8 protein-coding genes and 5 pseudogenes are annotated in these 11,405 nt (G+C 69.0%); 5 read left to right on the forward strand and 8 right to left on the reverse strand.

What is annotated here, in order from left to right:
- Nucleotides 1–334: 334 nt before the first annotated feature.
- From IEZ15_RS46120 to IEZ15_RS42395, 3 genes and pseudogenes are all read left to right on the forward strand, one after another.
- Nucleotides 335–751: pseudogene (locus tag IEZ15_RS46120) on the forward strand (transposase); the annotation flags it as partial.
- Complete coding sequence (locus tag IEZ15_RS42390; protein ID WP_189282277.1) at nucleotides 745–1,527, forward strand: ABC transporter ATP-binding protein; 783 nt, start codon at nucleotides 745–747, stop codon at nucleotides 1,525–1,527. The pseudogene IEZ15_RS46120 and the gene IEZ15_RS42390, both read left to right, overlap by 7 nt.
- Nucleotides 1,527–4,094 carry an FtsX-like permease family protein gene (locus IEZ15_RS42395; RefSeq protein ID WP_189282278.1) on the forward strand — a complete coding sequence of 856 codons (2,568 nt, stop codon included), beginning with the start codon at nucleotides 1,527–1,529 and terminating at the stop codon, nucleotides 4,092–4,094. The genes IEZ15_RS42390 and IEZ15_RS42395 overlap by 1 nt, the downstream gene beginning before the upstream one ends.
- Nucleotides 4,095–4,109: 15 nt before the next feature.
- Here IEZ15_RS42395 and IEZ15_RS47580 read toward each other — a convergent pair.
- Both IEZ15_RS47580 and IEZ15_RS42400 read right to left on the reverse strand, forming a co-directional pair.
- Nucleotides 4,110–4,463: pseudogene (locus IEZ15_RS47580) on the reverse strand (hypothetical protein); the annotation flags it as partial.
- Nucleotides 4,464–4,937: 474 nt separating this feature from the next.
- Nucleotides 4,938–6,005, reverse strand: a complete 1,068-nt coding sequence (locus IEZ15_RS42400; protein WP_189282283.1) for an integrase core domain-containing protein — start codon at nucleotides 6,003–6,005, stop codon at nucleotides 4,938–4,940.
- 420 nt (nucleotides 6,006–6,425) lie between these two features.
- Here IEZ15_RS42400 and IEZ15_RS47760 point away from each other — a divergent pair.
- Nucleotides 6,426–6,707 (forward strand): annotated as a pseudogene (locus IEZ15_RS47760) (IS701 family transposase); the annotation flags it as partial.
- A 22-nt stretch (nucleotides 6,708–6,729) separates the two neighbouring features.
- Here IEZ15_RS47760 and IEZ15_RS47765 read toward each other — a convergent pair.
- The 3 genes and pseudogenes from IEZ15_RS47765 to IEZ15_RS46130 form a co-directional block, all read right to left on the reverse strand.
- A pseudogene (locus tag IEZ15_RS47765) lies at nucleotides 6,730–7,092 on the reverse strand (type I-G CRISPR-associated protein Cas7); the annotation flags it as partial.
- 296 nt (nucleotides 7,093–7,388) lie between these two features.
- Nucleotides 7,389–8,570 (reverse strand): PP2C family protein-serine/threonine phosphatase, encoded by a 1,182-nt coding sequence (locus IEZ15_RS42415; protein ID WP_189282284.1) that lies wholly within the window; start codon nucleotides 8,568–8,570, stop codon nucleotides 7,389–7,391.
- A gap of 473 nt (nucleotides 8,571–9,043) precedes the next feature.
- Nucleotides 9,044–9,172, reverse strand: a pseudogene (locus IEZ15_RS46130) (IS5/IS1182 family transposase); the annotation flags it as partial.
- A 204-nt stretch (nucleotides 9,173–9,376) separates the two neighbouring features.
- Here IEZ15_RS46130 and IEZ15_RS42420 point away from each other — a divergent pair.
- Nucleotides 9,377–10,315 (forward strand): phosphotransferase, encoded by a 939-nt coding sequence (locus IEZ15_RS42420; RefSeq protein ID WP_189282279.1) that lies wholly within the window; start codon nucleotides 9,377–9,379, stop codon nucleotides 10,313–10,315.
- On the opposite strand, the gene IEZ15_RS42425 is transcribed toward IEZ15_RS42420, so the two are convergent.
- Genes IEZ15_RS42425 through IEZ15_RS42435 form a run of 3 tightly spaced genes read right to left on the reverse strand, consistent with a single transcriptional unit; the run spans nucleotide 10,203 to nucleotide 11,226 of the window.
- Nucleotides 10,203–10,733 (reverse strand): hypothetical protein, encoded by a 531-nt coding sequence (locus IEZ15_RS42425; protein WP_189282280.1) that lies wholly within the window; start codon nucleotides 10,731–10,733, stop codon nucleotides 10,203–10,205. The two genes, IEZ15_RS42420 and IEZ15_RS42425, sit on opposite strands and share 113 nt — an antisense overlap.
- Entirely contained in the window at nucleotides 10,730–10,975 is a 246-nt protein-coding gene (locus tag IEZ15_RS42430; protein ID WP_189282281.1) for a nucleotidyltransferase domain-containing protein, read from the reverse strand. The genes IEZ15_RS42425 and IEZ15_RS42430 overlap by 4 nt, the downstream gene beginning before the upstream one ends.
- Nucleotides 10,972–11,226: a hypothetical protein gene (locus tag IEZ15_RS42435; RefSeq protein WP_189282282.1), complete on the reverse strand. Its 255-nt coding sequence runs from the start codon at nucleotides 11,224–11,226 to the stop codon at nucleotides 10,972–10,974. Before IEZ15_RS42435 ends, IEZ15_RS42430 begins: the two co-directional genes overlap by 4 nt.
- Nucleotides 11,227–11,405 lie beyond the last annotated feature (179 nt).

The raw sequence follows: 11,405 nt of genomic DNA on the forward strand, positions 1-11,405 counted from the left end.
CGGTGCCCCTTGTACGACGGCGGCGCGGACGACACGAGCGAACCCCTCCCGGCACGATCAACCACAAGATCATCTCAGGCCGGTCAGCCAACGTGACAATGCCCCCACGACGCCCGCCAGATCTGGGTCCGCCTCACCGACGGACGGCTCCACGAAATCCCGTGGATCCACCGGGATCATGTGCACCAGCCCTTCAACGACGCCATCTGGCGCCACATCCGGGCCGAGGTCGAACAACGCGGGGAGAGCCGGGCCACGTCCTCCTCGTGAACCTCGTGGCCTCCGCCCCCGAGCCCGGCTACGTCCCACTCGGCGAGGTCGGCGCCCTCCTGGCCGCCGCACCGCGTGCCAGATCCCCGAGGATCTCGGACATGTGGAGAAGTGGCAGCTCGCACTCGACATGCTCGATGAGACCCGATCCTGGGGAATCGAGGTGCCACTGGCCGTCGCGGACGCCGGATACGGTGATGCCGCTGCCTTCCGGCTCGGCCGCACAGCGGGCCGGCCGACGGCCCCCTGTGCGGTCGCCTCGTACACGGCCTGCCTGGCCGCCGCCGCCGCGGCCCAGGTGCATCGCCGCAGACGCGCCTCAGCCCACCGGCGAGCACCGGGTCAACTGACCAAAACGGCCCCGAAGTGGATCGATTACAGAACTACGGACCACGCTCGGCTCGAAGCCATATACGCTCGAAAAATCATCCCCCTGAGACCCGGAACCGCACTGTGGAGAGGACAGGTCGCAACATGGTGACCGAGACGAGCCGCCCTTCCCCCGACGGCTACAACACGGTCAACCGGGGGCACGCCCTTCGTCTGGCCGACGTGACCAAGGTGTACGGCAAGAACGGCCGCGGCGTCCGCGCCCTGGACGGGGTCTCCGTGGGGATCGAGCGCGGCTCCTTCACCGCGGTGATGGGCCCGTCGGGCTCCGGCAAGTCGACGTTCCTGCACTGCGCGGCCGGCCTCGACAAGCCGACCACCGGCCAGTCCTACATCGGGGGCACCCAGCTCAACGACATGAACGAGACCCAGCTGACGAAGCTGCGCCGCCAGCGCATCGGCTTCGTCTTCCAGGCGTTCAACCTCATCCAGTCCCTGTCGGTCCGTCAGAACGTCGAGCTGCCACTGCGCCTCGCGGGCGAGAGCCTCGACACGAACTGGCTCGACGAGATCCTCGGCCGCGTCGGCCTGAGCGGCCGGGCCGGCCACCGGCCCGCTGAACTCTCCGGCGGCCAGCAGCAACGCGTCGCCATCGCCCGCGCCCTCATCACCCGGCCCGACGTCATCTTCGGCGACGAGCCGACCGGCGCCCTCGACACCGTGACCGCCAAGGAGATCCTCTCCCTGCTGCGCGCCTGCGTGAACGAGACCGGCCAGACCGTCGTCATGGTCACCCACGACCCGGTGGCCGCCTCGTACGCCGACACCGTCCTCTTCCTGGCCGACGGCAAGATCGCCGGACAGGTGGACGCCCCGACCGCCGAACTCGTCGCCGAGCGCATGACGCACCTGGGAGCGTGGGCCTGATGCTGCGCTACGCACTGCAGACGCTCAAGGCCAGGAAGGGCGGCTTCATCGGCGCCTTCCTCGCCCTGTTCTGCGCCGCCGCCCTGGTCACCGCCTGCGGCATCCTCCTGGAGACCGGTCTGCGCGGCACCATCGCCACCGAGCGCTACGCCGCCGCCCCGGTCATCGTCGGCGCCGACCAGAACGTCCACCAGACCACCATCAAGAAGAAGAAAGGCAAGGACAAGGAGAAGCACAAGGCGAAGCCGCTGGCCGAGCGGGTCTGGCTGCCCGCGGGGACCACCGAGACCCTCGCCGGCCTGCCCGGTGTACGCAAAGCGGTGCCCGAGACGAACTTCCCGGCGTACGCGGTCGGCCCACAGGGCCAGATCGTGCCGGGCATCGACGGCAAGCCGTCCTACGGCCACGCCTGGTCCTCCGCCGCGCTGACCCCGTTCGAGCTGACCGACGGCAAGGCACCCGTGGGCGCCGACGAGGTCGTCCTCGACCGGGAACTCGCGGCCCGCACCGGCCTCAAGACCGGCAGCAGCCTCGTCGTCCAGTCGACCGGCGCCCCGACGACGTACAAGGTCAGCGGCATCGCGGCGGCCAAGGGCGGCGACCTGCACCAGCAGACCTCGCTGTTCTTCTCCGACGAGACCGCCCGCAACCTCTCCGGACGGGCCGGCCAGGTCGCGACCGTCGGCCTGCTGCCCAAGCCCGGAGTCTTGGCGAGCGAACTCGCGGACCAGGCCAAAAAGGCCCTCGCCGGCGACGGCCGCAAGTACGCCGTCGCCACCGGTGGCGAGCGCGGCCCCATCGAGTTCCTCGACGCGGGCAAGGCCCGGGTCAAGCTCGTCTCCATGGGCGGCGCCATGGGCGGTACGTCGCTGCTCGTCGCGATCCTCGTCGTCGTCGGCACGTTCGCGCTCTCCATCCAGCAGCGCTACCGCGAGCTCGCCCTGCTGCGCGCCATCGCCGCGACCCCCAAGCAGGTCCGTCAGCTGATCGGCCGCGAGGCCCTGATCATCGGCGGTCTCGCGGGCGGACTCGGCTCGCTCGTGGGTCTGCCCATCGCGTACTGGCTGCACAGCAAGTTCATCGACTTCAAGGCCATCCCCGACACCCTCGAACTCACCTTCAGCTTCGTGCCGTTCACTGCCGCCGTCGGCGCGTCCCTGCTCGGGGCGTGGGTCGCGGCCCGCATCTCCGCACGCCGCACCGCCCGCATCCGCCCGGCCGAGGCCCTGTCCGAGGCGTCCATGGAACAGCGACACTTCGCGTGGGGACGGCTCGGCGTGGGCATGCTCGTCCTGGCCCTCGGCATCGGTGTGGTCGTCCTGCTGGGCTTCCTGCGCACCGAACCGGCCTCGCAGCCCGTCACGTTCCTGTCCGTCGTGGTCCTCGCCGTCGCGGTCTCGCTGCTCGGCCCGGTCATCGCCCGCATCGCCGTCGCGATCCTCGGGATCCCGCTGAAGTTCTCGCGCGTCGGCGGTCACCTTGCGACCGCCAACGCCCGGGCCAACGCCAAGCGGATGGCCGCTGCGGTCACCCCACTGGTCCTGCTCATCGGCATGGCCTGCACCGTCCTGTTCGTGCAGACCACCATGGGCGACGCCGCCTCGGCCCAGGCCAAGGCGGGCAACAAGGCGGACTGGGTGGTCTCCTCGAACGGCCCCGGCGTCCCCGCCGAGGCGACGGACGCGCTGCGCGCCGTACCGGGCGTCACCCAGGTCACCGAGATCGTCCGGACCCAGGTCCGCATCGGCCTCGACAAGTACCCGGCGCAGGGCATCTCCGCGCAGGGCCTCACCACGAACTGGGACCCCGACGTCTCGCAGGGCAGCCTCAAGGGCTTCGGTGACAAGAGCGTCGCGATGAGCGACGTCTCCGCCGACCACCTCGGCAAGAAGCCCGGCGACACGCTCAAGGTGACGCTCGGCGACTCCACCGTGGTACAGCTGAAGGTCGCCGCCGTCTACGAACGGGGCCTCGGCTTCGGCGACCTGACCATGTCGCACGACCTGGTCGCCCAGCACGTCGACAACCCGCTCGCCTCCTCCGTCCTCGTCAAGACGGCCGGCGACGGCAAGGCGGGCCGTGAGCAGCTGACCGGCGCCCTCAAGCGCTTCCCGGGCATCGGCGTCCTCGACCGCACCCAGGTCGACGACGTCCAGGCCGACGTCCAGCAGTCCAACGCCGAGGTCAACTACCTCGCGATGGGCCTGATCATCGCGTTCACCGCGATCGCCGTGGTCAACACCCTGGCCATGTCGGTCTCGGACCGCACTCGCGAGTTCGCCCTGCTGCGGCTCGTCGGCACGACCCGCCGCCAGGTGATGTCGATGCTCAGGATCGAGTCCGCGCTGATCGTCCTGGTCGCCGCGGTGCTCGGCACGGCCATCTCGCTCGCGGTGCTCACCGCCTTCAGCGTCGGGATGACGGGCGCCGCCCAGCCGTCCGTCGACCTGCCGATGTTCCTCGGGGTCCTCGGCTTCGCCGCGGTGCTCACCGCGGCGGCGACGCTGATCCCCGGCCGCGTCGCACTCGGCGGACGCCCGGCGGACGTCATCAACGCCCGCCAGTAGGCCGACGCTCCACAAGTAGGTGAAGTCGGTCGTGGAGTCGAGGTACGCCGCGCGGTTGTCGGCGTTCATCTTCTTCGCGACGTCCTGCGCCTTGTTGCCGTTGGCGTCGTAGGCGTAGGTGTGGGAGGCGACCAGCGTGGTGCCGTCCGCCTTCTTCTCCGTCGTCGACTTCGGCGCACCGTCGAGGTAGTAGGTGTAGCCGACGGTGTTGTCGTTGGTCTTGGTCTCCTTCAGCTTCTGGCCGCGGTCCGTGTACGTGTACGACGTGACCTTGGGGGCGTTGTCCGTCGCGGACTTGCCGACGGACACCGTCTTGACCTTTTACCGCAGGTCGTAGGTGTACTTGGAGAACTGGCTGGGGTGGGTGACCGGCCGACGCAGTCGCCCTCCAGGAGCACGCCCACGACCTGCTCGCGCGCCCGGACCACCGGGTCTTCGATCTCATCGACCGCGCCCGGCTGCAACGGGTCGCCGACCACGAGGCACCCCGGATCACCTCGGCGTCCCGCCGCGGCCTGGAACGCACCCTGGATCTCGCGATGTAGCTGGACATGTACGAGCCGGAGGTGGGCCTCAGCTGAGCGGTCCGCCGCCGTCGGCGGGGCGCGGCGCGGCCGCTCCTCAGCCGTGCCGCCCCTCATGAGTGATCCATGGTGTGCCGGGGGCTTTTGACCGCTGCCATGCCCTGGCCTTCCCGGGTGCGGGTGCTCGTCGCTCGCACCAGGTGTCTTCCGGCTCATGAGCTCATGTCGCACGGCATCACGCCTCGGTTCACCACGTGGCCCCCGGAGCCGACGACTTCGCTGGGCAAGCCTGTGCCGTTCAGAAACTCATCGCTGCTGGTCAAGCCGCATATCTGTACTCGTTGATGACGCCGCCCAGTACTCGGGTGCGGAGGAGTCGGTGCGCGGTCAAGTCGGTCGAGGGCGCCGGGTTCTCCTGGGCGAGGGGAGGAAGTTGTTCTCGGGCCTGGTGGGGGCGATGGCCGTTGTAGTGGAAGGCGTAGACGTCGAGCACGCGTCGAGCGTGGGCTTCGTTCAGGATCAGCAGGTGGTCAAGGGCCTCGCGCCGGAGTGTCCCGATGACCCTTTCGCAGTGCGCGTTCATCCGTGGGGCCCGCGGCGCCGTCTTCAGGGTCTCGATGCCCTCGGACGCGAAGACCGCGTCGAAGGACTCGGTGTACTTGCGGTCCCGGTCGCGGACCAAGAAGCGCAGCGACTCCAAGCGCAGGCCCAGGTCGACGGCGAGGCTGCGGGCTTGCTGGACCGTCCACTGCGCGGTCGGATGCGCGGTCACACCAGCGATGTGCAGGCGGCGCGTGCCGTGCTCGATGAAGACCAGCGCGTAGACCCGGCGAAGATCAACCAGGTCGATGTGCAGGAAGTCGCAGGCGATGACGCCGTCGGCCTGCGCCGTCAGGAACTCTCGCCACGTCGGCCCACCTCTACGGGGAGCAGGGCCTACTCCGGCAACAGTCAAGATCTCCCAGACCGTGGAGGCTCCGACCCGATGCCCGAGCCGCGCGAGCTCGCCTTGGACCCTGCGACACCCCCGACGCGGATTCTCTGCGGCCAGCCGCAGCACCAGCTCTTTGATCGCCTTCGTGGTCGGTGGCCGGCCGGGCCTGCTCCGGCGCTTGCTGTAGTCCCACCGGCACGCCACGAGCCTTCGATGCCACGCCAGCACGGTGCCCCGAGTCACCGGGAACACCTGCGCCCAACGACGCCGGGGTATCGACGAGGACAACGCCGCGAACCACAGCCGGTCCGCCGGCTCGTAGCGCACCGGACCTGCAAGTTGCCTGCGCAGCACCGCGTTCTCGTGCCGCAGGACAAGAAGTTCGGCGTCCTGGGCCACCTGCCGACGCAGCAGCAACACCGGGACCGACTGGGTGACCGGCGGGGCTGGGATGCCGAGGAAGGTCGGGACGGCGCGGTCGACGTACTCCTGGCGGACCGCGACGCGGTCGGTGGTGGGGGCCGCCACCTTCTCCAGCGCGCCCTCCAGGGCCGGCCACCAGCCGTCGGGCAGCTCCAAGCGGTCGCGCAGGATCGGGTCGCCGGAGATGACCGGCTGGTCCAGATGATCGCTCAGCTCCGCCCGGTAGGCGGTGCCGTCGCCCGTCGCGTCGTGGATGGCCAGCAGCGCGGGCCGGTGTCCACCCAGGTCTGCGAACGCCTGCTGGGCGGTCTCCGCGCCTTCCCAGAGCTTGCCGTGGGCCTTGTCCGTCGGCGCGGACGTCATTCGCAGCCACACCCGCTGTCCGGTCGCGGTGGTGCCCGCGCGTCCAAGGGTGCGGCCGTCCCAGCCCCGGAAGGGCTCCCCGCCGGGGCGACCGCGCACATCGGACGGCAGTGGCTGGGCCGGCTGGGCAAGACCGACAACGGCATCGTCACCGTGACCACCTGCTGGGCCGATGAGAACCTCTACTACCCGCTGCACGCCGTGCCCTACAGCCCCGCCCATCACTTCCCCAAGGGCAAGAGCGACCCCGGCTTCCGCACCAAGCTGCAGATCGCCGCAGAGCCGGCCCGCACCGCGAAGGCTGCCGGGGTGGCCTTCCGGACCGTGGCCGCCGACTGTGCTCCTGCGCATCACGGAAGTAGGCGTCGCGGGACCGGTGGGGAGCCTCCAGGCTCGTGATGCGCACGGGCATGCCCTCTGCCTCGGTCGTCAGCTCCAGGTGAGGGATGAACAGGCCCTGCCGGCGGACCGCGTCCACCAGAGCCTGCTCGCACCGGTTCGCCTGGGACTGGCACTGGTCGATCAGCACGACGGTGACCGGCTCGCCGCCCACGTAGCAGGGCTCGGTCAAGTACCCGGCCGTGTCTGTGGCTTTGGTCTTCGCTGTGGGCGGGAAGACCCTTGCGCCGGGCCCGCCCGTCGGTTCGTAGACCGCCCGGATACGGATCGCACCGTCATTCGACTGCCCGCTGACCGCAGCGAGCAGTGTGTCGTAGAGCTTCACGATCTTGATCGACCTCCAGTACCGAAACACCAGCCAGGACTGCGGCGCCGTGACACAGCCACATGCATTGACAGATCACGGCAAGACGAGGCATATCGAATCAAGACGTCAGTACCTGTTCAACGCTCCGCTTCGACACGGGCACCCGGCCTGTCAGTGGCCGCCGCGACGATGCTCGGCCGCCGAAAATCCGGACCGAAGATCCAGTCCGAGGCGTACGATTCGAAACTGGACGTCGACTTCACGGTGCTCAGAGGCGATGCCCCGACGAGCGAGAGGTACTCGTCGGCCGCCTGAAACCGTCCAGGAGAGCGCCCTGGTCACGGCTATGACTTCGTGCGGCCTGCTGAGGCTTGCTGAGTGTCCGCGCCGGAGCCGGCATCTTGCCGCTGGGTCTCCTGGGGGCCGTGCCAGTCCAGGCACATCACGGTGGCATCGTCTTCGAGCCGGCCGCCAGCGGCGTCCAAGACCGCGGACGTCAGCGTCAGTGCGGTCTCCCGCGGATGCAGGTCCCGGGTGCGCTCCACCAGGGCGAGCAGGTCGACATTCTCCCCATGACGTTCGAGCATGCCGTCGGTCAACATGAGCAGACGGTCGCCGGGGCGCAGATCAATGTCCTGAACGCGGTAGGGGTGGGGGGCGGGCACGGGCAGGCCGAAGGGATGGTCTACCTCGCAGGTGATCACCTCCGGAGCCCCTTCGCGCATGCGCAGCGGCCAGGGGTGGCCGGCGTTGACGAGCTGGGCCTGCCCGGTGTGGAGGTTGATGCGCAGTAGCTGCCCGGTGGCGTGGCCGTGGCCGTAGTCGGCCAGAGCCTGGTCGGCCCGGTGGGCTTGCTCGGCCAGGTCGGCTCCTGCGCGGCGGGCGCTGCGCAGGGCGCTCACCAAGACCGTGGCGGCCAGGGCGGCGTCGATGTTGTGGCCCATGGGGTCGGTCACCGACAGGTGCAGGGTGTCGCGGTCCAGGGCGTAGTCGAAGGTGTCGCCGCTGAGGTCTTCGGAGGGCTCCAGGCTCCCGCACAGTGTGAACTGTGCAGCCTCGCACGACAGTGACATGGGCAGCAGCTGGTACTGGATTTCTGCAGCCAAAGTGGGAGGCCTGGAGCGTTTGCCCCAGACGTAGAAATCGGTGAACCGCCCGTTGGCGATCACGATGTAGGCCAGGATGTGGGCGGCTTCCCTGATCGCATCGAGGAAGTCCTCGCCGGGGTCGGCCGGCAGGAGCAATTCCAGCAGCCCGATAGCATCCCCGCGGTTGGTGACCGGCGCGATCACCCGCTGTTCCTGACCGGTCGCCTTCTGATACAGCCGCTGGGTACGGATCACCTGCTCGTAGACGCTGCCGAACAGGGGGACCCGCTCCGCTTCCCGCCCCACGGTGCCGGCGACGGACAGCCGCGCCACTGCCTTCCCCGTCAGGTCCACGATGAGGAAAGAGACCTTCGTAGCTTTAAAACGCCGCCGCAGGTCCTCCGCGACCACATCGACGGCCTCCACCGGCGCCGCCATCTCCGCAGCCGCCAGCAACCGGGGAAGTTCGCTGTGCTCAGCACTCACGACCACGCTCCCTACCAGCGCCCCTCATATCAGCTCGGGAACCGCCACGGGGAGCGTCAATCTGTGACCAGTCACAGTAAAGCCCGCCCCGGCCTCGTCCAGGCGCGATCAACACCCCGAAGCGCAACAAGACGCCCTGAAAGCCACAGGGTGCGAACAGATCTTCACCGACAAGGCGCCCGACAAGCTCGCCCGCCAGCCCGATCTCGACAAGGCCTTCCTCGTCGCATGCGAGGCGACCAACCCGAACTCGGCCTGCGGTTCCCACGAGATTCGATGTCCACTGCCACCTCTCTGAACTGAGGTGTTGCAACGACCGATAGAACCCAGATGGTCGAGCCGACCGGGCCGGACACGGCTGTGACCTGCGATGGCCGGGGCGGTGGTCGGGCCCGTGGTCGCCGTGTGGGACTCGCCGAAATTCGAACACCCTGACGACCGGCGGTCAGACGCCGCCACCGGGTCCCGATCTCCCCACGCCGCACAGCGAGCCGTCCGGTCAGGCACCGCAGGGTACGACTGGACAGGTCGATCGACGACGGGTAGACAAGCACACGAAGCTCCTGGTGGCTGCGGGCGATCTTGGTCGAGAACCCGTCTACCAGGAGCTTCGTCGTTCCGCAGAACCGTCCAACACGCGGCCATCAGTGTCAGGTTGGAAAAGGCTCATGGTCTTGTTCAACTGCTTCTCGTCAGCGGCCTCGACCAGCTCGTTGCAGACCATCAACCTGCTGTCCGAGCGAGCGAAGGGAATCTCTGTGAACACAGTGTCGGTACGGGCGCGGTGGGAGGATCTGCCGCTTGAGGTGCGGGCTGCGGTGCAAGCGCGGCTCGGATCATCGGTGGTGGAGGTCGTCTGTCCGGAGGGCGGCTTCACGCAGGGGCTTGCCGTACGCGTGACATGCGCCGACGGCAGTGAAGTGTTCCTCAAGGCGGTCGATCTCGCAGCGCGCATGGCGTCGCACTACCGGGCAGAGGCGGCTGTCGGGAAGTACTTGTCGGCGGTGGTTGCGCCCCGGCTCGTGTGGTCGTTGGAGGCGAGCAACTGGATCGTCAACGCCTTCGAGTCGGTCCGGGGTCGGGAACCTGACCTGCAGCCTGGGTCCGCGGATCTGAGCGGTGTCCTGGATGCGGTTGGTGTGCTGGAGCAGGAGCTGACGCCGTGCCCTGCTCCAGGGGTCGGTCCGGTCGGGGAGACGTTGTCGTCGTTGGCCGGCCACTGGGCTCGGCTCGCTGCCGCTCGGGCCGGGTCTGGCGGGCAGGACTCCTGGGCAGCGTCACGGCGTGTTCGGCTGGCGGAGCTGGATGACCCTGATCGGCTGGTGAAGGCGAGTGTCGGGGACACGCTGAGTCACTGTGACTTGCGTGCGGACAACATGCTCGCGGAGGCCGTTACTGGACGGATTCGGATCCTGGACTGGTCCTGGGGTGCGCGGGGCGCGGCGTGGGTGGATGCGGCTTTTCTGGTACCGCAGTTGATCAACGCCGGTCACAGTCCGGCCGGGGCGGAGGCGGCGATGGCTGCCCGGGTGCCGGCCTGGCGCGCGGTGGATCCCGAGGCGGTGAGTGTGTTCGCGGTGGCGATCACCGGCTACTGGTCCTGGCACCACGCACACGGCCCCGGTGGTGCACTGGGTGCGTACCGGGGCCGGGCGGCGGAGGCCGGCAGGCGGTGGATCGACTACCAGCTCGGCTGAAGTCTGGGGGTGGTGGGGTGGTGGGGTGGTGGTCGGTCAGCCCGCAGGTGAGGACGGACAGCAGGTGTGGGGCTACGAGGTAGCCGAGGTAGTCCTTCCCGGTGCGGCCGTCGGGTGCCTGCCACAGCGCCGCCCACGCCTCGTGGAGGGTTTGCGGGCCGTCGTGGGCGGTCAGGGATCGGGCGAGGGCGGCGGCGGAGCGTTCCGCGCTTCTCACCTGCCGGTGGTAGGCGGTGATGTTCCCACCGAGGAAAACGTGGGGGCTGGTGAGCACGTTGAAGACCAGGCGTAATCGGAAGTCGTCGGTGCCCAGGAACCAGGCCTCGCGGACCGTCGGGGGCGGGGTGCCCCAACTGGATTGGAATCCGGCAAGGGCGGCGGCCAGGTCGACTTGGTCGCCGGTGGCGTACAGCTTCACGGCGTAGGGGACTTCCTCGTCCAGGTCCAGGCCGTGCCGGTGGTGCGCGCCACGACTGCGGCAGTAAGCGCGGTCAGGCCGGCGTCGTCCAGCGGGCGGCGGCCGGTGTAGAGGAGGTCGAGGTCGGAGGTGGGTTGGTGGGTGCCGATGGCATGGGATCCGTAGGCAAGCGCGTAGCCGTCGGTGTCAGGCAGCAGGTCGGCTGCTTCCAGCAGGATCGTGGGGGCCAGGGCGGGGGTCACCGGGATGCTTCCTGGCCCAGGCGGGTGACGTAGTCCAGGACGTCGTGCATGTGGGTGGTGGTGATGCGAGGGTTGATGGACATGAACCGTAGCGGGGCCAGGACAGCTCCGCCTCGTATATGTCCGGGGTCGTCGGGGAGGGTGAACTGGTGCAGGTGCCAGCGTCCTTCGTCCATCAGGCGGCGGTGGATGGCCCGGTTCACCTCGTTGAGCCGCTCCACCTCAGCTTGACGTTTATCCTCGCCTGTCACCCGACCTGCTGATCTGCGGTTCTTCCCGGGACAGCGGAGGCGGCCGTTCTCCACGCTTCGAGATGAGTCTCCCTCTCCCAGGGCCCGCAGGCGAGGCGTTGGATGTCTTGTCCCGCTTTCGGGTCGAGTTCTACGAGTGCCTTTACGCCCGGGCGGATGCGCTCTTCGAGCTCACGGAC

This window comes from Streptomyces atratus, from assembly GCF_014648655.1.
In the GTDB taxonomy this organism is placed as follows: Bacteria; Actinomycetota; Actinomycetes; order Streptomycetales; family Streptomycetaceae; genus Streptomyces; species Streptomyces atratus.